This window comes from Burkholderiales bacterium, assembly GCA_035543335.1.
In the GTDB taxonomy this organism is placed as follows: Bacteria; Pseudomonadota; Gammaproteobacteria; order Burkholderiales; family JAHFRG01; genus JAHFRG01.
Genome location: DASZZH010000019.1, coordinates 25,499 through 48,140 on the forward strand (window position 1 = coordinate 25,499; position 22,642 = coordinate 48,140).

Here is a 22,642-nt window from a genome sequence, read left to right on the forward strand (position 1 = left end):
ATTAAATGAAATACCAGGATCTCCGCGACTTCATCGCGCAACTGGAAAAGCTGGGCGAGCTCAAGCGCGTCGCCGCTGAAGTCGATCCGCGGCTGGAAATGACCGAAATCTGCGACCGCGTTCTGAAATCGCAAGGACCGGCGATTCTGTTTGAAAAACCCAAGGGCCACAGCATTCCGGTGCTGGGCAATTTATTCGGCACGGTGAAGCGCGTGGCGCTCGGCATGGGCGGGGAGTCAGTCGAAGCGTTGCGTGAAGTTGGGAAGCTCCTTGCCTATCTCAAGGAGCCCGACCCGCCGCAAGGCTTGAAAGATGCCTGGGATAAACTACCGGTGCTGAAACAAGTGCTCAACATGGCGCCGAAGGAAATTTCCGGCGCGCCCTGCCAGGAAATCGTGTGGGAAGGCGGGAACGTGGATTTATCGCGCCTGCCGATCCAAACTTGCTGGCCGGAAGACGCCGGGCCGCAGATCACCTGGGGGCTGACCGTTACCCGAGGGCCGCACAAGAAGCGGCAGAACCTGGGTATTTACCGCCAGCAGGTGATTGCGCCGAACAAAGTGATCATGCGATGGCTTAGCGCAAGGGGCGGCGCGCTGGATTTTCGCGACCACACGCTCGCGCACCCCGGGACGCCTTTTCCGGTGGCCGTGGCGTTGGGCGCGGACCCCGCGACCCTGCTCGGCGCGGTGACGCCGGTGCCGGACACCTTGAGCGAATATCAGTTTGCGGGGCTGTTGCGCGGCGCCAAGACCGAAGTGGTGAAATGCTTAAGCCACGATTTGCAGGTGCCGGCAAGCGCCGAAATCGTTTTAGAAGGCGCGATTCATCCGGAAGAAACCGCGCTCGAAGGCCCATTTGGCGATCACACCGGCTATTACAACGAGCAGGAACGCTTTCCGGTATTTACGATTCAACGGATTACGATGCGCCACCAACCGATTTACCACAGCACCTATACCGGCAAGCCCCCGGATGAACCGGCGATTCTGGGCGTGGCGTTAAATGAAGTGTTTGTGCCGCTGTTGCAAAAACAGTTTCCGGAAATCACCGATTTCTATCTGCCGCCGGAAGGCTGCTCCTATCGTCTCGCCTGCGTAAGCATGAAAAAGCAGTACCCTGGCCACGCCAAGCGCGTGATGTTTGGCATCTGGTCGTTCCTGCGCCAGTTCATGTACACCAAGTTCATCATCGTCACCGACGATGATGTGAACATCCGCGACTGGAAAGAGGTGATTTGGGCGGTGACGACGCGCGTGGATCCCCGGCGCGATACGCTGCTGGTGGAAAACACGCCGATTGATTATCTGGATTTTGCCAGCCCCGTTTCCGGCTTGGGCGGCAAGATGGCCATCGATGCTACAAATAAATGGCCGGCGGAAACAACCCGTCAGTGGGGACGGCCGATCAAAATGGACGAGGCGGTTAAGCGGCGAATCGACGCGCTTTGGAAAGAGCTTGGGCTGTAGGCCGCTGGTTCGGAAGTTGCCTAGAATCTCAGCCCGAGGCCAAGCGAGAACCAGCGCACTTCGTTTTGGCTGTTGTAAGTATCTTCCCCGCCCAGACTGTTGTAGCGATCCCATCCTAGGCGCAGGTTAAGATTCGGGTTGTAGTTGTATTTAAGCCCGATGCCGTAAGTGAGGTCGGAGTTTCTTTCCCGCACATAAGAAGGGATGCTCAGGTTCTGCCCATAATCCGAGCTGGATTTGGCGACGCCGAACTTGCCAAAAAGGGAGAATTTATCGCCGATGGGCAGCGTACCGACTCCCATGAAATTCCGGCTTTTTGAAGCGAAGGCATAAGGCGTCGACAGGCCGTTGCCATTACCGATGTTGCCGAGTTCGGCGCCCAGATATTTTCCAAACTGGTAATAGTGCCCCATGAGGGCGGGGTATTTCAAACCCACGCCGCCACTATATCTGAGCAGGGTCGAGTCCGCGCCGTAGCCCGCTTCAGCGTAGCCTTGACCGTCATAATTCTGCGCGCTTACCGCCAAGGGCAGGAGTAGGCCGCCCAAGACCAGGGAAATTAAAGGATGGAATTTCATGGCGTCCTCCATATCTGTCACAAGGCAACAAAATCGCCATACGCCCCCGAGTATAGCCCTATGACAAGTCCAGTTAAAGGGCATACTTCACACTTTTTAATTGAGTCCCCCGTCTTCCAAAAGCAGTGTTTGGGTGTCGTTCAGCACGTAGACATAATCCTCCTGGCCCTGATTACCTGCGCTGGTAAACCCATTGCAACAACGCGTCCTGCAGCGGTTCGGTGTCGCCGGCGCGCGGATGGTTGACGAGGCACACCACGACGACCATCCGGCCTTGGTGGTCGAGCACGTAGCCGGCGATGGCTTTGACGCCCTCAAGACTCCCGGTCTTGAGATGCGCTCTCCCCGAAACGCCGCTGCCGTTCAGCCGTTTTTTCATCGTGCCATCCACCGACGCCAGCGGCAGCGAGGCAATCAGTTCCGGCATCAGCGGGCTTTTATAGGCGGCAAGCAAAATCAGGCCCAGGTGTCTTGCGCTGATCCGCTCATTCCGCGACAATCCGGCCCCGTTTTCCAGAACCATCTCGGGGAATGACAAGCTCTTTTCTGCGAGCCATTGCTTGATCGCCAGCGCGGATTGTTCCGGCGTGGCGGGCAGGTGCGAAGTTTCCGCGCCTATCGTCAGGAACAGCTGCCGCGTCATCACGTTGTTGCTCCATTTATTGATGTCGCGCACCGCCTCGCCCAGTGTCACCGACTCTCCGCTGAATAGAAGGCGCGCTTCAGCCGGCGTTTCCGCTTCGCGCACAGTGCCTTTGATCTTTCCACCCAATTCCTGCCACAGTTCCTTGAACACGCTGTAGACGTATTGCGGATGGCTGAAAAGCGCCACCTGCCAGATTTGCTCGCCGCAGCCCAGGGGATAACCGCCATTCAGCACGATGCGCGCGGATTGGGGGGTGGTTTGAATGTCGCTTGCTTCCTTGGCTTTCCAGTCGCCGCAGGATTCATCCGCGAGAATGAGGTTATTGACGATTTCAAGCTGCAGCGGCTTGGGGTCGGCAATCACCTTCACTGTTTTCTTGTCGATATCGGGAATAAATTGTAGGCGGATGCTCTTGAAATTAAGTAGCAGCGCATCCGGAGCGACGTTGTAAGGGCGGTACGGTTCATTATCGAAGCGGAAAGGATCGCCGTTTTCGATTTTGAAATAGCCGCGGTCCAAAACCAGATCGCCGCGGATTTCGCTTAAGCCCCGCAGTTTCAGCTCGCGCAGCATCAGCCAGAAATTTTCCAGTGTGAGCCTGGGATTGCCGTAGCCCTTGATGATCAGGTCGCCATTCAATACCCCGCCCTCTAGCGTGCCGTTGGCGTAAAACTCGGTTTTCCAGGTGTAAGCCGGCCCGAGGAGTTCCAAGCCTGCGTAAGTTGTGACCAGCTTCATGGTGGAAGCCGGATTGAACGGATGGTCCGCGCCATAAACCAGCACTGGGGTTTTGGCATTCACTTCTTGAATGAAGATGCCGACATGCTCTGCATTTAATCCCGCGTGTTTCAGCGCCTGGTTGATCGGCGCAGGCGGGCGTTCCGCCGCCGCCAGCGGTGAAAAAAATAATAGTAAAATCAACGCATGAAAGCGCATGCTCAGAATTTCTCCAGAAGGCCTGCGGTTCTGTCCAACAGCAAATGCATTTCTTCTTCGTTGATGATATAGGGCGGCATGAAATACACGGTATTCCCCAGCGGCCGCAGCAACAGTTCCGCCTCCAGCGCCGCGTGATAGAAATTTCGCGTGAAATTTTTATCGTTGGTGGTCACCTCAAAGGCCCAAATCATGCCGGTGTTGCGAAAATCCTTGACTTTGGGGTGCTGCGAAAGCGGCTTGGCGATTTTGGTGAACTGCGCGGATTTGTTGTAGTTGGCCTGAATTACCTGGTCCTGCTCAAAGATGTCCAGCGTCGCCAGCGCGGCGCGGCAGGCGAGCGCGTTGCCGGTATAAGAATGCGAGTGCAGAAAACCTCGCGCCACTTCGTCGTGGTAGAACGCCTGGTAAACGGTGTCGGTGGTCATGACGACTGAAAGCGGCAGATAGCCGCCGGTGATGCCTTTTGAAAGACACAGAAAGTCCGGAGTGATGCCCGCCTGCTGGCAGGCGAACAGCGTGCCGGTGCGGCCAAAACCCACGGCGATTTCATCGGCAATCAGATGCACCGAATACCGGTCGCAAATCTGCCGCGCGCGTTTTAGATATTCGGGATGATACATTGCCATGCCGCCTGCGCATTGCACCAGAGGCTCGACGATGAAGGCGGCGATCTCCTGATGATGCTCGCTTAAATGGGTTTCCAGTTTTTCAGCGCAGCGCAGGGCGTATTGCAGGCTGTATTCACCGGGCTCGGCAAAACGCCAGTCGGGGGAAACAACGTGTGCGCAGTGACGCAGCAGCGGCGCATAGGTATCCTTGAAAAGCGCGATATCGGTGACCGAAAGCGCGCCCAGCGTTTCGCCGTGATAGCCATTTTCGAGGCTGATAAAATCGGTCTTTTCGGCGCGCCCGCTGTTGCGCCAGAAATGAAAACTCATCTTGAGCGCGATTTCGATGCTGGATGCCCCGTCGCTGCCATAGAAGCAATGTCCCAGCCCGCGCGGCGCGAGCTTGCTCAAACGCTCGGATAATTCAATCACCGGCTCGTGGGTAAAGCCGGCGAGGAGCACATGCTCGAGCTTTTCCAGCTGTTCGATGAGCGCGCCGTTGATGCGCGGATTGGAGTGACCGAAGAGATTGACCCACCACGAGCTGATGGCGTCGAGATAACGCCCGCCGTCAAAATCATAAAGCCAGATGCCTTTGCCTTCTTTGATGGGAATGAGCGGCAGGGTCTCGTGGACTTTCATTTGGGTACAGGGATGCCATACGGCGGTGAGACTGCGTGCCAGAAATTCCCTGTTTCCCACAAGCACCCCTTGATAATAAAAGACTTAGGCCGTATTATTAGCACTCACATGAGGTGAGTGCTAATCCCCTTTTCAGCGCTTGGCGGCACTCCTGCCGCCAGGCCGAGTAAATACCTCTAACTATCGGAGATGAAATATGAAAATTCGTCCTTTACATGACCGGGTTATTGTCAAGCGCCTGGAAGAAGAACGCAAGACGGCTTCCGGCATCGTGATTCCCGACACCGCCGCGGAAAAGCCCGACCAAGGTGAAATCGTCGCCGTCGGCAAGGGCAAAATTCTTGAAGACGGCAAAGTCCGGCCGCTCGATGTGAAAGTCGGCGACAAAGTGCTGTTTGGCAAGTATTCAGGCCAGACGGTGAAAGTCAAAGGCGAGGAGCTTCTGGTGATGCGCGAAGAAGACATCATGGGCGTGGTTGAGTAATTAAAGCGGAACTTAATTTTAGGAGAAGAACATGGCAGCTAAAGACGTAAGATTCAGTGAAGCCGCGCGCGCGAAGATGTTCGCCGGCGTGAATATCCTCGCCGATGCGGTGAAAATAACCCTCGGCCCCAAGGGCCGCAACGTGGTGCTTGAGCGCTCCTACGGCGCCCCCACCATCACCAAGGACGGTGTGTCGGTGGCCAAGGAAATCGAGCTCAAGGACAAGTTCGAGAACATGGGCGCGCAGATGGTGAAGGAAGTGGCATCGAAAACTTCCGATGTGGCGGGGGACGGCACTACCACCGCGACCGTGCTGGCGCAGTCCATCATTCAGGAAGGCATGAAGTACGTGGCCGCCGGCATGAATCCGATGGATTTAAAGCGCGGCATAGACAAGGCGGTTACGGCGACCGTTGAGGAACTCAAGAAAATTTCCAAGCCCTGCACTACTCAGAAGGAAATTGCTCAAGTCGGTGCAATTTCCGCTAACGCTGACGCCTCCATCGGTGACAAAATTGCCGAAGCCATGGAGAAAGTCGGCAAGGAAGGCGTGATTACCGTGGAAGACGGATCGTCGCTGGAAATGGAGCTCGATGTCGTGGAAGGCATGCAGTTCGACCGCGGCTATCTCTCGCCGTATTTCATCAACAACGCTGACAAGCAAATTGCGCTGCTGGAAAACCCCTACGTGCTGCTGTACGACAAGAAGATATCCAATATCCGCGATCTCCTGCCGATGCTGGAGCAGGTGGCGAAAGCCGGCAAGCCGCTGCTGATTGTCGCGGAGGAAGTGGAAGGCGAAGCGCTGGCCACTCTGGTAGTCAACAACCTTCGTGGCATTCTCAAGACCTGCGCGGTGAAAGCGCCGGGCTTCGGCGACCGCCGCAAGGCCATGCTCGAGGATATCGGGGTTCTCACTGGCGGCACGGTGATTGCGGAAGAACTCGGGCTCACTCTGGAAAAAGCCACGCTTAAGGATCTCGGACAGGCGAAGCGCGTCGAGGTGGCGAAAGAAGACACCACCATCATTGACGGCGCAGGCGATTCTAAGAACATCGAAGCGCGGGTGAAGCAAATCCGCAAGCAAATCGACGACGCCACCAGCGACTACGACAAGGAGAAGCTGCAGGAGCGCGTAGCCAAGCTCGCCGGCGGGGTGGCGGTGATCAAAGTCGGCGCCGCGACCGAAGTCGAGATGAAGGAAAAGAAAGCCCGTGTCGAGGACGCGCTGCACGCGACCCGCGCCGCGGTGGAAGAAGGCATCGTCGCCGGCGGCGGCGTCGCGCTGCTTCGCGCGAGGGCCAATATCAAGGTTAAGGGCGACAACCTCGATCAGGACGCGGGCGTCAAAATCGTGATGCGCGCGCTAGAAGAGCCGCTGCGCCAAATCGTGGCCAATGCCGGAGAGGAGCCTTCAGTGGTGGCGAACAAAGTCAAGGAAGGCAAAGGCAATTTCGGCTACAACGCGCAGACTAACGAATACGGCGATCTGGTGGAGATGGGCGTGCTCGACCCGACCAAGGTCACCCGTTATGCCCTGCAAAACGCGGCCTCCATCGCCGGCCTCATGTTGACCACCGACTGCATGGTGGCGGAACTGGTTGAAGACAAGCCCGTTCCTGGCGGGGGCATGGGCGGCATGGATATGTAATTGCCCGGTCTCAGCATAAAAACAAAACCCCTTGGTTCGTAGCCAAGGGGTTTTGTTTTACGTACACGCAAATTTGTCGGCTTGACTTGTTTTTGAATTAAGATTGTAATACCGCGCTTCAAATAATGGCCAAGTAGCTCAGTTGGGCGAACAGGGAATTCGAGTCGCACTGCGACGAGCCTGCGAGCGCCAATCCCGATGCAACGGAATTGGCCGGAATGAGCAGAGGACTGACAACACGCCGCGCAAGCGGCTTGTTGAGGTGCAGGCTAATTGTACGACTAGTCGCACGTTAAGCGGGTGGAAGCCCGCGGCCGGAGCCAAAATCCTTGTGACAAGGATTTCTTGAAGTATCGATAGCAGCACGGATGGCCAAGTAGCTCAGTTGGTAGAGCAGAGGACTGACAACACGCCGCGCAAGCGGCTTGTTGAGGTGCAGGCTAATGTGCGACTAGTCGCACGTTAAGCGGGTGGAAGCCCGCGGCCGGAGCCAAAATTCTTGTAACAAGGATTTCTCGAAGTACCGGTAGTATCAAATGGCCAAGTAGCTCAGTTGGTAGAGCAGAGGACTGAAAATCCTTGTGTCGGTGGTTCGATTCCGCCCTTGGCCACCAAACTTCAAAGACTTGGTGATTCACTCTCTGGCGGCTGTGCCAAAAGATCGTTTTTCGATAGAGAGATTCGATGATGCCAGCTCCGTACGGAGAATGGCATTCATCATCAACCGAATTGAGTCTTTCACCTCAAGAGGTATGCCAGACAGACGGAGCTTGTCGGAGTCGAGCTCGGAAAGCGTGACTTTATCGGCGTACTTTAGATGGCCGTTGGGCAGGTTCGGCCGGTTATATGCGGCCTAGATTAAGAAGGCACGCTTGTAAGGGGATCATCACGTGAACGTTTGGGGTTCTCACTTCAAGTGTTCGAACAACTTGCCGAACCGTTATGATGTTTGAGGCATTCCAGATCTAATAAGCTGGTTGCCAAGCGAGGATTTGCTCTTCAACCTGGGATGGTTCTGGTGCAACAACTTGCCGACCCTCCGACGGGTTGTGGTTGAAAAGTTCCAAAAATCACAACGGATGGTGGACCCGAATCTACTTTGCACCAGAACCCGCCGTTCGGTGAACACCGGAATTGAGCCTTGATACATATTCTTGCTCAGCGCGAAGCTCTATTTGACCGGTGATTACACCTGGAGGCAAAACAAGGATGTGGAGAAAGGCGGATTCAGGTCGCTACGTCCGACACCGAAGGCCTAGCGTATTTTAATTTCCCTTTCGTCAAACGACCACAAATAGCCACGCCAAGTCTCGGCGATCATGCAAACGTGGTTTCTGCACGGCGGGAACAAACGAATCCCGTCCTAAGCTACGCCCACGGCACCTTCTTCGATCAGTTTTTCAATGTCGTTTGCCGTGTAATCGTACTCCGCGAGCACTTCCCGTGTGTGCTCCCCCAGCACCGGCGCGCTGCGGGTGACTTCGCCCTTCGTTTGCGAGAACCGGAGCGGAAACCCGAGTGCGGGCACCTTGCCGATGCGTCGATGATTGGTTTCAACGACCATGTCGCGCGCAAGGGTCTGGGGATGAGCGAGCATCTCCGGTACGCTCAGGACCGGTCCGACCGGCAGGCCCGCCTCTTCGAGCTTTTCGCACCACTTGGCGGTGGTGGACCGGCTAATGATCGGGCTGAGTGCCGCCACCAGCTCGGTGCGGTGCTTCATTCGGCTGGTGTTGCTGGCGAAGCGCGGATCGGCGCCAAGTTCTGGCGTATTCAGCACGGCAATCAGTCGCTCCCAATTGGCCTGGTTCGCTGCGCCGACGTTGACCCACCCGTCGCTCGTCTGAAAGGCCTGATACGGGGCACTGGTGAGATTGCCCGAGCCCATGGCGGGGGCTGCCGTTCCCGTGGCGAAGAAGTAGGCCGCCTGCCAGTAGGTCTGAATGATGCCCGCCTCGAAAAGCGAGGTATCCACTCGCTGGCCCTGGCCAGTTTTCAGGCGATGGATGTAGGCAGAGACGATTCCCAGAGCCGCGAGCACGCCGGCGCCCACGTCCGTCACTGGTCCGCCGCACTTGATGGGCGGCTGGCCCGGCTCCCCAGTGATGCTCATAAGCCCCGACATCCCTTGCGCGATCAGATCGAAGCCTGGTTTGTCGGAGTAGGGTCCGGTGCGCCCGTAACCGGAAATCTCGCAGTAGATGAGTCCCGGATTCACCTTCGCGAGCCCATCGTAGCCGAGGCCCAGTTTTTCCATCGTCCCCTTGCGGTAGTTCTCGGTGACCACGTCTGCCGTGGCCAACAAGCGGCGCAACACATCCTTACCGGCCGGTTGCTTGAGATCGACCGCTATGCCCCGCTTGTTTCGGTTCATGACGATGAACGCGGAGGATTCGCCGCGGATGTCAGGAATGCCGAAGCGGCGCGTATCGTCGCCGCCAGGAAACTTCTCGACCTTGATGACATCCGCACCCATGTCGGCGAGCAGCATGCCGCAGATGGGGCCGGCCATGATGTGCGCAAGTTCGATGACCTTGAGGCCGGCCAGCGGTCCCATGTTCATTGCCCCTTGAACTCGGGTTTTTTCTTCGCGAGGAACGCGCGATAACCGATGCGGAAGTCCTCGGTGTCGAAACAGGCGTAACTCTCGTCACGCTCCGCTTCGGTGAGAGGCCGCGGGTCGCCGAGACGATTGATGAAGCGCTTGTGCCAGCGTGCCGCCAACGGCGCGCCGTCGGCGATGCGGCGCGCGGTGGCATAGGCCTCCTCGATGACTTTGTCGTCCGGCACCACACGGTTGACGAGGCCTTTTTCACGCGCCTCCTCGGCACCGAACACGCGGCCTTCCAACACGATTTCCAGCGCCGTCGCCCGCCCCACCAGCATCATGAGCCCCTGAATCTCGCCGTATGCCATGACCAGCCCAAGCCGGTTCACCGGCACGCCAAAACGACTGCTGGCACCGCAGATGCGCAGGTCGCACATGGACGCGATCTCCAGCCCGCCGCCCACACACACGCCCTGGATCAGCGCTACCGTCGGGTGCCGGCAATCGGCGATCGCCCGCATGGTGCCATGGATGGCCTCACCATAAGCCTTTGCCTGCGACGAATTGGCGCGTTCAGTGGCAAACTCCGAGATGTCAGCGCCGGCCGCAAATGCCTTGTCGCCCGCGCCACGCAGCACGATGCAGCGCAGCGATTCATCCGCGTCCACCTCGCGCATCACCTCACCCAACCGCATCCACATGCCGAAGGTGAGGGCATTCAGCTTCTCCGCGTTGTTCAGCGTAACGGTGGCGACGGCACCGTCGCGCCGGATAAGAATCGTGTCGGACATGGCCTATGGGTAGAAGAGTTGTACCAGTCCCATGCCGGTGACGGGGACATAGGTGACCAGCATCAGCACCGTGAACAGCACGCCGATGAAATATATGTTGACCCGCGTCACCTCCCAGACCGTCGCCTTGGCGATCGAGCAAGCGACCATGAGCACGGAGGCAACCGGCGGGGTCTGCTGCCCGATGCCGAGGTTGATGGTGACGATGAGTCCGAAGTGCACCGGATCAATGCCCACCGACCTTACCAGCGGCATCACCACCGGCACCACCAGGATGATAGCCGCGGCCGAGTGCAGGAAACACCCGAGCAAGAGGAAGAGCAGGTTGAGGAGCGCCAGCACGAACCACTTGTTGCTCGTGATCTGCGTGATGACATGGGCAAGCTTCTGCGGCGCCTGAATCTCCGTGAGATAGCTGCCGAGAAGCGCGGAGCTGGCCACGAGCAGCATCACCACCGCGGTTTGCACGCCGCCCTCGATCATCGCGGTCTTGAGGTGCGACAGGTCGAGCTCGCGATAAACCGCAAGCCCGATGAAGAGCGCCGCGAGCACCGCCATCGCCGCGCCTTCAGTCGCCGTGACATAGCCGCCGAAGATCGATCCTAGGATGATCATCGGCAGCGTGAAAGCCCAGAACGCGCCCCGGAAGGTGCTGCGCACGCGCGACCACTGGAACTTCTCCTCGATGGGCAGGTTGTAGCGACGCGCCATCCAGTACGCCATGCCCATGAGCGCGAAGCCGCCGAGGATGCCCGGCACGATGCCTGCAACGAACAATTTCACGACGGAGGTTTCGGCCATGACCGCATAGAGGATCATGGGGATCGAGGGCGGGATGATCACCGCGAGCGTGGCCGCCGACGACATGATGGCCGCGGCGAGGGGCGCCGGGTAGCCCTTGGACTTCATCGCGGGAATCAGGATCGATCCCAGCGCCGAGACGTCCGCGACCGCGGAGCCGGAAATCTCGGCGAAGAACATCGACGCGCCGATGGACACCATGGCCAGCCCGCCGCGGATGAAGCCCAGGATGGCGGAGGCGAAGGCGATGAGGCGCCGCGAGATCCCCGAGGCGTTCATGATCGCCCCCGCGAGGATGAAAAGCGGGATCGCGATGAGCGGAAAATTGGTGGCGCCGTTGTAGAGCACGATGGGCAGGTTGGGAAGCGAGCCGCTGCCCTGGGTCCATACCATGGCGGCGACCGCGACGATGCCGAGCGACACCGCGATCGGCACGTCGATCACGACGAGCGCCAGCACGCAGACGAAGAGAAAGAGCATTTCCATCAGTGCGAAGCCCCGCCGGTCACCGCGGGCGCCGCCATCGCGTTGGCCAGCACCTTCGGCATCGTTATCAGCTCCGCCGCGATGATGAGCACGGCGCTCACCGGGACCACCGACTGCACCCAGCTCACCGGGATCGACGGCAGGCTCACCAGATGGTCGGTATCGAGGACGCCCAGCACCTGGTATCCCATCCAGCCCATCAGCAGGAAGAAGCCGATCGTGAACACCTCCGCGATCACTCGCGCGATGAGCTTGGGCACGGGTGGAAGGAAGGCCACCAGCTCGGGACAGCCGATGTGCGCGCGCTTCACCGATGCCAGGGCGGAACCGTAGAAGGTGAGCCAGGCGAGCAGGATGGAGGCCAGCTCGTCGTACCACACGAGGGATGCTCCGAACGTCCGAAAGACGACGCCGAGCGTCACTTCCACCGCGAGCGCGGCCATGAGCAGCACGACCAGCCACTCGAGGGCTCGCTCGTAGCTCTCGCGGATCGAGTCGAGGCTCATGGCGCTACTGCTTTCCAAGCGCGATGGCGCGGTCGATGATCTCCTTCGAGCCCGGAACTTCCTTGGCGAATTCCTCGTATACCGGCTTCGAGGCTGCGATGAAGGCGTCCTTGTTGGATGTGTTCACCAGCATCCCGGCGGTCTTGAGCTTGCCGAGCAGTTCGTTATCGTCGCTTTCCGCCCTTTGGTACACGAAAGCCTGCGTCTCCTTCGCCGTGTCCTCGAGGCTCTTGCGCACGTCGGCCGGCAGCGTTGCCCATTTCTTAGCGCCGACGGTCAAGTAGGCCGGCGTGTAGACGTGGCCGGTGAGCGAAAGGTACTTCTGCACCTCCTGGAACTTCTGGCTGTAAATCTGGGTGAAGGGGTTTTCCTGGCCGTCCATCACGCCGGTCTGCAGCGCCGTGAAGACTTCGGAGAGCTTCATCGGGCTCGGGTTCGCCCCGTAGGCCTGGAACATCTTCACCCGCCACTTGCCTTCGGGAACGCGCAGCTTGATGCCGTTCAAGTCGGCCGGGGAGTTGATTGGGCGCTTGGAGTTGGTGATGTGTCGATAACCGTTTTCCCAAACCGCAAGGATCTTTAGGCCCTTCTTCTCCACCTCGGGCTCGAACTTTGACCAGAAGAGCTCCTTCTCGATTCGCGTCATGTGGGCGCGGTCCTTCACCAGGTAAGGCATTTCGAAGACGCCGAACAGATCCGCTTCCGAGGACATCACGGTAGAAGGCACCGCCATGTCTACCGTGCCGAGCTTCAACTTCTGAAGCAGCTCCTTGTCGCCGCCCAGCTGGCTCGAACCGAACACCACAACCTTGGCCTTGTCGCCCAGCTTGGCGTTGGCGCGGCGGGCAAACTCCTCCGACGACTGGGCGAACAGCGAGCCGGGTTCGCCCACATGGCCAAGTTTGATTTCGATCGGCTCGGCCATCGCCGCGCCGGCGCAGATACTCGCGAACAGTAGAACGGTCAGTGACTTTGGCGGCTTCATGGCTGGTGATCTCCTCTCGAATTTTTTGTCTAAAAAGCGGCAGCATCTTCTGGCGCAAAACCGGCTAGGCAATAATCCACCGTGGCGTCATGTTGTAACGGCTACCCGGCCGCCGGACTGGGTCGCAGGCTGCGCATCGCTCAGATATTCCAGGGCAGCAGTCACGCCGGTCCGGCTGATCGGTACCCCTGCCATCGCCAGTCCCATTTCGACGCCGCAGAGCGTCCCCGCGAGCATCAGATAGTTGAAATACCCCAAGTGGCCGGGTATTGTCAAGTTACAAGGATAGGGGACTAAATGGGGGATGAACACATCCCACCTCTCGTATCGCGGTCATCGTTTTCCAGCCCAAATTATTAGCCACTGGGGGAATTGCCTTTCATCAGTGACAGTCTCGCCCACGTGCCGGCTTTTTCAATTCATAACGGTGTTAAGTTGACAGAACTGACACGATGCTGATGGTGGGGAAATCTTCGATATCAACTGCGTGGGGCGTGTATTCTCACCTCGACCGAGTGTTCCTGACGGTCGTCAACAAGAGGAATTGCCTTGTCGTGTTGCTCAACGCCATCAACTATCACACTCATCTCGCCGTTCCCGGCACGCGTATGCAGCACGGCGATATGGTAGAAAGTTTCCCCGTATCGGTAATGCACCTTGAACGCCTCCCAATCCGCAGGGAGGCACGGCACAAAGCGCAGTTTATCTACTTCAAGCCTCAGCCCCAGGAGTGATTCCACGATAAGCCGATACATCCAGCCGGCAGAGCCCGTGTACCATGTCCATCCGCCGCGGCCGGTGTGCGGCGAGAGTGCATACACGTCGGCCGCGACCACGTACGGTTCTACTTTGTAGGTGGCAATCGCCTCCGCAGATCTCGCATGGTTTACCGGGTTGATCATGGCCAACAGTTCCCATGCGCGCCGGCTGTCGCCCAATGCAGCGAACGCCATCGCCGCCCAGATCGCCCCATGAGTGTATTGCCCGCCATTCTCTCTCACGCCCGGGACGTAGCCTTTTATATAGCCGGGGTTCAAAGTCGACTTGTCGAACGGCGGATCCAAAAGTTGGATCAGCGCATGATCCCGGCAAACGAGGCGCTTATCCACCGCCTCCATTGCCATGTGCGAGCGTCTGGCATCTCCCGCACCGGATAGAACAGACCAGCTTTGCGCAATCGAATCAATCTGGCATTCGGCGTTACTCGCCGATCCAAGCGGCGAACCGTCGTCGAAGTAAGCGCGGCGGTACCACTCGCCATCCCAGCCATTCTGCTCGATGTTCTGTTGTACTTGAGCCGCCTCCCGCTGGCAACGCTCGGCGAAGGATATGTCACCATGCACGCGGGCAACCTCGGTGAATCGCATGAGCACTTCATAAAGGAAAAAACCCAGCCAGACGCTTTCCCCTTTGCCGTGTTTGCCCACAATATTCATGCCGTCGTTCCAGTCACCGGAGCCGATGAGTGGCAGGCCGTGCTCGCCAAATCTGAGACCCCTCAGGATGGCTCGCGCACAGTGTTGGTACAAACTTGCCGCCTCCTCAGACCGGCTGGGCAGATCGTAATACGAGTCCTCCTCGAGGTTCACCGGCCGGCCTTCAATGAAGTGGATGGATTCATCCAGCACCCCGGTATCCCCTGTGTTCAGAACGTAGCGGCACGTCGCCAACGGCAGCCAGAGGTGATCGTCCGAACAGTGCGTACGCACGCCACGGCCCGACGGAGAATGCCACCAATGCTGTACATCCCCTTCCTTGAATTGACGGGATGCACAGAGCAGTAGATGTTCGCGTACAAGGCGCGCGTCGGCGTGGACGAGTGCCATTACGTCCTGCAACTGATCGCGGAAACCAAAGGCGCCCGCCGATTGGTAGTATCCGCTCCGCGCCCAAAGGCGGCACGCTATCGTTTGGTACAGCAACCAGCCGTTGGTCAGCACGTTGAGGGACTGGTCGGGTGTTTCCACCTGCACTGCGCCGAGCGTGTGCTTCCAGTGCTGCCACACCGTGTCGAGCGCGCCGCGCGCGGCGGTTGATCCCCGGAAGCGATGCACTAGGTTGCTGGCATCATCGGCGTCTCGCCCTACGCCGAGCCTGAAGATGATCTCGCGCTCTTGCCCGTCGGCCAGCTCGAATGGAACTTGGATTGCGGCACAGGGGTCCAAAGCCGCCCCCACCTTATTGGAAAGCTGCGACCGAGTCATAGCGGCCGGATTATTGAGCGTGCCGTTGCGCCCGAGGAATTCAGTGCGGTCGCCGCTTAAGGTCCGAGTCGCATCGTCCACGTCGAAGAAGGCAATCCGACCGGCGAACTCCGTGTTGTATCGGTTTCGCGCGTAGAGCGCTCCGCTGAGCGGGTCGATTTCGGTGATCACGTGCATGGTCGATTTCGGCCGCAGATCGCCCAGCACCCACTCCACATATCCGGTGGCGGAGAGCCGGCGGGATCGTCCCGAAATGTTTCGCAGCTTCAACACCGAGAACTTGACGGCCGCATCCATTGCCACGTAAACCGTGAGCGTTGAGTGGATGCCGGCCTCCGCATGCTCGAAGACGCTGTAGCCGAATCCATGCCGGCTGACGTAAGGTGTCGCTCCCCGGCTGGGCAGAGGCGTGGGAGACCAGAAATGGCCGCTCTCTTCGTCGCGCAGGTAAAAGACCTCTCCGCTCGCATCGCTCACGGGGTCGTTGTGCCAGGGCGTGAGGCGGAACTCGTGGGCATTCTCGCTCCACGTATAGGCCAGTCCGTTCTCGGAAATGACGGTTCCAAAGTGCGGATTCGCCAGCACATTCACCCAGGGTGCCGGCGTCACTTGGCCGTGAGCAGTCGTTATGACGTACTCGCTCCCATCAGGGGTGAATCCTCCCAGTCCGTTGAAGAGGATCAGATCGCGACGCGACAACTCAGCGGCAGCCTGGAGTTCGGGACGGTAGGTTCTGGTTGGCACCAAGCGCGAGACTCGCTTCTCTATAAAGCCGCGACGGTCGATCTGTTCTGCCCGCGAGACTCGCTTCTCTATAAAGCCGCGACGGTTGATCTGTTCCGCCAGCGCTCCACGACTGTCGGTGATGATGGCGCGCGCGACCGATTGGAGCAGAATGCGGTCCTCGCTGGAAATCTGATCGGCAGGCCGCACGAAGATTCCGCCGGGTCGATCTATCACGTGTGCTTCGACGCCCACGGCAATCAGCCCCATGATTTGTTCCTGGAGTAGTTGCCGGTAACCGCCGCGCTCTTCATTCCAGATCACCAGGTCCACGGCCAGTCCCTTCAAGCGCCAGTACGCGTGGGCCTGCACGAGTTGGCGTACCAACTCAATATTCGCTGGGTCTTTAATCTGCAGTAGCACGATCGGCAAATCGCCAGAAAGGGCGTAGCCCCATAGACCGGATTGCCCGCGGCGGTTCTTGATGAGAACGCTCGCGTCGGCGCGCAGCGAGGAATTGGCGTAAATGACAGAGCTGGCAAGGCGTCCATAGAGTTGCGCGTCGGCCTCGGTGGCATTGATCTGCCGCAGGGTCACCTGACTATGCGTCCACGCCAGTTCGAAAACTCGATCCGCAAGATGCCGATCCTGATATTTCCCGACCAGGCCCAGGCACGCGTCGCGGGTTTCGCCGATGCCGGAGACCATATCGATCGTTGCCGATTGTTCCGGATCGAGTGTTATTCGATACCGGATCGCGACAATCGGATCCAGCACCGAGCCCTGGCTGCCCGAGAGTGCCGCGGAATCGCTCATCGCTTGAGGCGCGGCGACGGTGCGACCGCGGCCGATGAAGCGCATGCGATCCGTTTCGTATGAAATCTCTCCGAGGTCCGCTCCGTGCATGGCCATCAGATGAAACATCCATGGCGCCTGCTCCTCGAGGGAGCGGGGCCGGCGAGTGCAGAGGATAGCCTGCCGCTGATGGATGATCTCGGTCTGAACAAAGAGATTACTGAACGCCGGATGCAGTGCGTCCGCAGCGGATGATGCGAGAACCACTTCCGCGTAACTCGTGACGTCGATCGTTCTGCTTATACGAGAGCGGTTGGTGATGCGGAGCCGGCGCAGTTCGATGTCATCTTCCGGCGAAACAACGATCTCGGTATACGTATCGAAATCGTGGTCGCGACGGCGAAACTCCGCTCGCCCTTCTGAAAAAATAACTTCGTAGTTCTTCGGTTGCGCCAGTGTCGGCTGATGAGCGGTAGACCAGAATTCCCCGCTGGCTACGTCGCGGATGTAACAAAACGTGCCCCAGTTGTCGCAGGTAGTGTCTTCGCGCCAGCGTGTGACGGCGAGGTCTTTGCAGCGGCTGTAGCCGCCGCCCGCGTTCGTGACCATCACGTGGTATCTGCCGTTCGACAACAACTGCACCTCCGGTATCGGAGTGTCGGGGCTGCTGAGTACGCGCACCGGCATCTCCGGACCGCTGGAAATCGCACGAATGTCGGAAAGTTCGGCAGTGTGCAAATAGAACGCCGTAGCCTTTGGAATTCGCTCCTGAAGCAACAACGTGGTCGCCTGGAACAGCGGATCCGACTCGAATCGCTTCTGCATCGGACGGTCCAGGATCAGATAGGCCAGAGAGAGAAAGATCATGCCCTGGTGATGAGTCATGAACGACCGCACCACGGCGCTCGATTGCCCGCGTGGCAGACGTGATGGTGTGTAGTCGATCGCCTCGTAAAAGCCGTATTTTCCTTCCAGCCCTTCAGCGGCGAGCCGCTGCAGATTCAGGCACGCCGCCTCGGGCGCCACCATCAGCGCGAGCGCCGAGGCATACGGCGCAATGACCAAATCCTCCACCAGTCCGCGTTTGAGCCCCAGGCCGGGCACGCCGAACGCGCGGTACTGGTAGTTGAGACCAGCGTCGACCGTGTTGTAGCCGGATTCCGACATGCCCCACGCTACGCCGCGCTGGTTCCCATACGCGATCTGTCGCTCCACCGCCGTCTGATAGGTCTGGTCGAGCAGCGTGTGTTCGTACGTCGGCATCACCAGCAGCGGCATCAGGTACTCGAACATCGAACCGTTCCACGACAGGAGAATCGGTTCGCCACCGACGGTAGTGAGCAGGCGCCCCAGGGCAAACCAGCTCTCCTGCGGTAGTTGTCCCTGCGCAATCGCCACGAAACTGCATAGTCGCGCTTCGGAAGCCAGCAGGTCGTAGTAACTCGAGTCCTGGCGGCGCTCACCGACGTTGTAGCCGATAGCGTGCAGATGACGTGCCTTGTCGTACAGGAAGTCATACTCCATCCGCGCGAGTTCGTTTGCTTGCAGTGCGAGGTGATCGCTGGCTGCAATCCGCTCATTGGCGCGGCGGCTTGCTGCCGTTATGGCGCGTCCAAGCTCATCCAGCCATCCGCTTTCCTCGGCTGTCGCGTCTGCGTCGAGCCGACGCGCGATTGCCGGCAGCCACTCCACCTCAAGTCTTGCCAGTTCGCGCAGCGTTGGGATCTCACCGATGTCCGGGAAGTCGCTGAGCCCACTCGGCGCGGCCGGCAGCAATATCCATGGGGCGAGAAACGCCAGCTCATCGAGCGCGCCCCGGCATTGCCGGGCCAGCGCCTGCGCCCACCACTTCGCTTCGCTCTCGGGCTCAGTTGCGTTGCCAACATCGAGGCTGCCGGCCACCTCCGCGGCGGACGTCGCCAGCTGGGCTAGCCACCGCCGCGCCGCCGCGAGCGTGGCAGGCCGGGAATCGTATGTAGACTCCAGATCCTTCTGAAGTTGAGCGAGCTGGGGAGAAGCGTCTCCTCCCGCAGCGTCCACGAGTATCCTCAGTGTGTCGCTTAAGCCCTCAAACAATCGCGACCCCAGGATCTTGTGATCGGGAAGTGCGAGCAGCCCAGGCCGCAATGTCAGCAGATGGCCCGCGAGGTTCCCGCTGTCCACCGACGAAATGTAGAGAGGTGGCAGCGGCTGCAGAGACTGCGTGTCGTACCAGTTGTAGAAGTGACCTTGGTGCCGTTCCAAGGCTTCCATCGTGTGAAGTGCATTCGCCGTGCGCTCGATGAGTTGTCCGGCCGGAATGTAGCCGAAGTCGTACGCGGACAAATTTGCAAGTAGCGCAAGTCCCATGTTGGTCGGGGACGTGCGATGCACGACCATAGTAACGGAATGCTCCTGATAGTTATCCGGTGGCAGCCAATGATCTTCCGGACCGACGAAGGTTTCAAAGAACGCCCAGGTCTTGCGGGAAATCTTCTGGAGAAAAATGGTCTGGTCGGCCGTCAGCCTGGCTGCGCGGCGAACGAGCGGTCGGCTGATCCACCAGGCGATGGCGGGGGCGGCAAACCAGAGGCACAGTATGGGCCCAGCCACTGCTAGCGCGGCCGGGTTTGATAGTGTCAGATAGATCACCGCGGCAGAGGCGATAACGGGAGCGATCCACATCGACCGGCAAGAGGCGATGAAGTCCGTGCGGCTCAGACGATCCAGCTCCCCCGACGGATTCCATTCCAGAAGTCGTTTGTGTGTGACCAGCATCCGCCCGGCCGTGCGCACGATCGCATCCAGACTGAAGAACGCCTCATACGGGAGGCATACGAGCGTAGGTGCCGCCTGAGCGAAGTGCCGGCCAGCTGAGCGTAATGCCGCGGCGAGATGCTGGCCTAGCAGCACGTCGTCCGGCTTCTGGAACATGTCCAGAATAGAGGCAATCAAGGGAGGAATCAGGATGATTCCGATCACCGACAAGGTCCAAAACCAGGCCGGTGACAAGACCGTCCAGCCCAGCAGCAACAGGAGCGTCAACGCCAAAGGCGCGAGACTACGCCGAAGGTTGTCGAAGATCTTCCATTGGGACAGATCCGAGAGCGGATTTCTCTGGCGGCTGGCGCCGGAGCCGGGAACGCGCGGCAGCAACCACTGTGCAATCTGCCAATCCCCGCGAATCCAGCGGTAGCGGCGGCTCACGTCCGCGCTGTAGCGGGAGGGATATTCCTCGTACAACTGCACATCGCTCAACAGTCCGGCGCGCGCGTAACACCCTTCCAAAAGGTCGTGGCTAAGGATCCGGTTCTCGGGAAAGCGTCCCTTGAGCGCCCCCTCGAACGCATCAACGTCATAGATCCCCTTGCCGATGAACGAGCCTTCACCGAACAGATCCTGGTAAACATCAGAGACGGCGCGCGTATACGGGTCGATGCCGGACTCACTCCCGCACAGTCGCGCATACCGCGACCGGTTCGTACCCGGCAGGCTCACGGCCATGCGTGGCTGCAGGATGCCGTACCCCTCACAGACGCGCTGCTTGTCTTCGTCGTAGCGCGCACGATTCAGCGGGTGCGCCATAGCTCCCACAAACTGCCACGCCGAATCGCGCGGCAGCTGCGTATCCGTGTCCAGGGTAATGACGTACTTTACGGTCGATAACACGTCAGTCGTGCCGATGACCAGCGAGAAACTATCTTGCCTGCCGCCGCGGAGCAGCGAATTCAACTCTGCCAGCTTCCCCCGCTTACGCTCGTAACCCATCCACAGCCGCTCCTGAGGATTCCAACGGCGTGGGCGATGAAAAAGGAAGAAAGTGTCGCCTTTCGCACTCCGGTACTTTTCATTCAGCTCTTCGATTCTCTTCTGGGCCAGCCGCAACAGCGGTTCGTCTTCCGGCAGCGTTTCCTCGTGCGCGTCTCGAAAATCAGTCAGCAGGCCGAAGTGCAGGTTTGCGTCCCGATTCGCCAGGAACCGGACTTCAAGTGCCTCGATCAGATCCTCGATGTTTTGAGCGCTTATGAGCATGGCCGGGACCACCGCCAGAGTGCGGGATTGCGACGGAATTCCTCCGGAAAAGTCCATGCGCGGCAGCAGATGCGGCGTCGCTAGCAACGTTGCCAGCCAGTTCACCAGCGCAACCGCCAAATGACTTGCGCACAAAGCCGAGAGGATGCCAATCAGCGCGAGTATCCAACCATGCAACCCGTCGGCATGAGCTTTTGCCAGTAAGCTCCCGGTGAAGATCACCGTCAGCAGCACGATCGTGCCTAGATAGAGGAGCAAAGGAAACCGGCAGCTCATTCTCTGCAGAGCCTCGAAGGCAGAAAGGCGCACCTCCGCCGTTCGTTCGAGCTGCGGCAGCCCCCTGTCGATCAGGTAGAACCCAACATGTGCCGCTCGATCGTCACCGTCTTTCCTGGCCGTGCCCTCGTGCGCCAGTTGGATCGCTTTGCGCGCCACCTCGCTTTCGGACAGGCGGCTTGCTTTCGCTATCTTCTCCACCACGTGGCGGTAGCGATCACGGGTGGCAAAATCCATCTTGCCGTAGACCCCGCCCGGATCCTCCTGCAGTTTCTGCTCGACAACGCTCATCGTCTCGACGAACTCGCGCCAGTCCATCGCCCCCAGAAAGCGGAGGCTGCCGATGCTGTTGCTTATAGAGACCTGGTCGGCGGCCTGTTGTTGGTTTTCCGACTGTACCAACTGCTCGATCGTCAGGCCATCCTCGAAGAGTCGCTGTTCAATCCAGGTGAGCGGCAATGCCAAAGCGGGGCTCTGTCCCTGCAATCGGCGCGCAAGTTCCGCGACAAACGAGCTCACCATGGGTGGGCTCGACCGCGCCATGTCCGCAATCACCAGAATCAAGCTCTTCGGGTCGTTCTCGGCAACCTCCATCATCTGGTCCGCCCAAGAGTCGGCGCGGTCTCGGTCGAGCGTGTAGGCGGCGATCCGCGCTCCAACACGCCGGAGATTCTCAATCAGCGCCAGGCGTAACATGATAGGGATTGCCCACAACTCGCCTAACTTGAGGGCGGTGACCTTCTGGTAGGCCGCTACGAAACTTCTGAGACTTTCCGGGTCCACCCGTCCATCGCCGTGCGAGATCGTCTCCAGCGCGATGTCATACACCCGTGGAAGTCCGGCGGATGGGCCGTGAGCTAGGCGCGGCAGTTCTTGGCTGTAACCCTTTGGCAGGTGTCGCTTGGCCGTGCGAATCTGTTCTTCAATCAGATAGAAGTTGTCGAGCAGCCATTCCCCGGCCGGCGCAATCCGTCGGTTCGCCTTGACTGCCGCCGTAAGCAGGTTGCAAACCCCGATCAGGACGCCTTCATTCTCAGCCAGCCGTGTCAGAAGCTGGTCCGGTGCGCGGGTCAGACTCAACTTGTGCGAGCCCGCCAGCGTCTTGCCATGCTGTTCCATCTGGTCGGCACTGAGCAGCTCCGATCGCAGCGGTGGCTCGTCGCCGGCGTACTTTTGTGCCAAGCCGTTTCCGCGGAGGCGCGCCTTCAAATGGAGCAAGGTCCCGCGAATAGTCTTGCTGCTCACCTTCAATTTTTAGGTTTCCTTCTCTGAAGCGAAGTTTCAACGAACCAGGAGGCCGAGCTTAACACTTGCACGCTAAAGATTCCCCAGAGCAAGGACCTAGCAGGGTGTTGAAAAACTCTCCGGGAGCCGCGTTTGACACGAAAAATGCTCAGATGCAAGGCGCGCGACGAAGGTCGTAGCCCGGACTACGATGCCGAGGAGGGCCCGTGTAGCGTCTGCACCTGCGAAGCTGTGCAGCGGAGCGGGCCAGCGCT

The 22,642-nt window shown here is 59.2% G+C and carries 12 protein-coding genes, 1 tRNA gene and 1 pseudogene; 4 read left to right on the plus strand and 10 right to left on the minus strand.

All coding sequences use genetic code 11. The features are described from left to right. The first annotated feature begins 5 nt into the window (after window positions 1–5). Window positions 6–1,469 (plus strand): 4-hydroxy-3-polyprenylbenzoate decarboxylase, encoded by a 1,464-nt coding sequence (ubiD, locus tag VHE58_03895; GenBank protein HVS26425.1) that lies wholly within the window; start codon window positions 6–8, stop codon window positions 1,467–1,469. Window positions 1,470–1,489: 20 nt separating this feature from the next. Here the strand turns inward: ubiD and VHE58_03900 are convergent, their stop codons facing one another. The 3 genes from VHE58_03900 to bioA form a co-directional block, all read right to left on the minus strand. Continuing rightward, window positions 1,490–2,047: an outer membrane beta-barrel protein gene (locus tag VHE58_03900; protein ID HVS26426.1), complete on the minus strand. Its 558-nt coding sequence runs from the start codon at window positions 2,045–2,047 to the stop codon at window positions 1,490–1,492. A 172-nt stretch (window positions 2,048–2,219) separates the two neighbouring features. Next, the gene (gene dacB, locus VHE58_03905; protein ID HVS26427.1) at window positions 2,220–3,614 is read right to left on the minus strand and encodes a D-alanyl-D-alanine carboxypeptidase/D-alanyl-D-alanine-endopeptidase; all 1,395 of its coding nucleotides are present in this window, start codon (window positions 3,612–3,614) and stop codon (window positions 2,220–2,222) included. A gap of 17 nt (window positions 3,615–3,631) precedes the next feature. Then, window positions 3,632–4,942, minus strand: coding sequence for an adenosylmethionine--8-amino-7-oxononanoate transaminase (gene bioA, locus VHE58_03910; protein HVS26428.1), 1,311 nt, complete (start codon window positions 4,940–4,942; stop codon window positions 3,632–3,634). Window positions 4,943–5,078: 136 nt separating this feature from the next. Between bioA and groES the strand changes: the two genes are divergently transcribed. The 3 genes from groES to VHE58_03925 all read left to right on the plus strand — a co-directional run bounded on the left by groES (window position 5,079) and on the right by VHE58_03925 (window position 7,631). Then, on the plus strand, window positions 5,079–5,366 hold the full coding sequence (gene groES, locus VHE58_03915; GenBank protein HVS26429.1) for a co-chaperone GroES: 288 nt from the start codon (window positions 5,079–5,081) through the stop codon (window positions 5,364–5,366). Between the two features lie 31 nt (window positions 5,367–5,397). Then, the gene (gene groL, locus VHE58_03920; protein ID HVS26430.1) at window positions 5,398–7,017 is read left to right on the plus strand and encodes a chaperonin GroEL; all 1,620 of its coding nucleotides are present in this window, start codon (window positions 5,398–5,400) and stop codon (window positions 7,015–7,017) included. Window positions 7,018–7,555: 538 nt separating this feature from the next. Next, window positions 7,556–7,631, plus strand: a tRNA-Phe gene (locus VHE58_03925). Window positions 7,632–8,380: 749 nt separating this feature from the next. On the opposite strand, the gene VHE58_03930 is transcribed toward VHE58_03925, so the two are convergent. The 7 genes and pseudogenes from VHE58_03930 to VHE58_03960 form a co-directional block, all read right to left on the minus strand. Next, window positions 8,381–9,574 (minus strand): CaiB/BaiF CoA-transferase family protein, encoded by a 1,194-nt coding sequence (locus VHE58_03930; GenBank protein ID HVS26431.1) that lies wholly within the window; start codon window positions 9,572–9,574, stop codon window positions 8,381–8,383. Window positions 9,575–9,576: 2 nt separating this feature from the next. Next, window positions 9,577–10,356: an enoyl-CoA hydratase-related protein gene (locus VHE58_03935; protein ID HVS26432.1), complete on the minus strand. Its 780-nt coding sequence runs from the start codon at window positions 10,354–10,356 to the stop codon at window positions 9,577–9,579. A gap of 3 nt (window positions 10,357–10,359) precedes the next feature. Next, window positions 10,360–11,643, minus strand: a complete 1,284-nt coding sequence (locus tag VHE58_03940; GenBank protein HVS26433.1) for a TRAP transporter large permease — start codon at window positions 11,641–11,643, stop codon at window positions 10,360–10,362. Then, window positions 11,643–12,149, minus strand: a complete 507-nt coding sequence (locus VHE58_03945; GenBank protein ID HVS26434.1) for a TRAP transporter small permease — start codon at window positions 12,147–12,149, stop codon at window positions 11,643–11,645. The genes VHE58_03940 and VHE58_03945 overlap by 1 nt, the downstream gene beginning before the upstream one ends. Window positions 12,150–12,153: 4 nt before the next feature. Beyond that, window positions 12,154–13,134, minus strand: coding sequence for a TRAP transporter substrate-binding protein (locus VHE58_03950; GenBank protein HVS26435.1), 981 nt, complete (start codon window positions 13,132–13,134; stop codon window positions 12,154–12,156). An 87-nt stretch (window positions 13,135–13,221) separates the two neighbouring features. Next, window positions 13,222–13,398 (minus strand): annotated as a pseudogene (locus VHE58_03955) (serine--glyoxylate aminotransferase). A 215-nt stretch (window positions 13,399–13,613) separates the two neighbouring features. Beyond that, window positions 13,614–22,325, minus strand: a complete 8,712-nt coding sequence (locus VHE58_03960) for a glucoamylase family protein (protein ID HVS26436.1) — start codon at window positions 22,323–22,325, stop codon at window positions 13,614–13,616. Window positions 22,326–22,642: the final 317 nt, after the last annotated feature.

Bases quoted from the DNA above. Each gene is read 5' to 3' on its own strand.
- ubiD (HVS26425.1), top strand. From the start codon at position 6: ATGAAATACCAGGATCTCCGCGACTTCATCGCGCAACTGGAAAAGCTG.
- VHE58_03935 (HVS26432.1), bottom strand. From the start codon at position 10,356: ATGTCCGACACGATTCTTATCCGGCGCGACGGTGCCGTCGCCACCGTT.
- VHE58_03950 (HVS26435.1), bottom strand. From the start codon at position 13,134: ATGAAGCCGCCAAAGTCACTGACCGTTCTACTGTTCGCGAGTATCTGC.
- VHE58_03900 (HVS26426.1), bottom strand. From the start codon at position 2,047: ATGAAATTCCATCCTTTAATTTCCCTGGTCTTGGGCGGCCTACTCCTG.
- groL (HVS26430.1), top strand. From the start codon at position 5,398: ATGGCAGCTAAAGACGTAAGATTCAGTGAAGCCGCGCGCGCGAAGATG.
- VHE58_03940 (HVS26433.1), bottom strand. From the start codon at position 11,643: ATGGAAATGCTCTTTCTCTTCGTCTGCGTGCTGGCGCTCGTCGTGATC.
- VHE58_03930 (HVS26431.1), bottom strand. From the start codon at position 9,574: ATGGGACCGCTGGCCGGCCTCAAGGTCATCGAACTTGCGCACATCATG.
- VHE58_03945 (HVS26434.1), bottom strand. From the start codon at position 12,149: ATGAGCCTCGACTCGATCCGCGAGAGCTACGAGCGAGCCCTCGAGTGG.
- groES (HVS26429.1), top strand. From the start codon at position 5,079: ATGAAAATTCGTCCTTTACATGACCGGGTTATTGTCAAGCGCCTGGAA.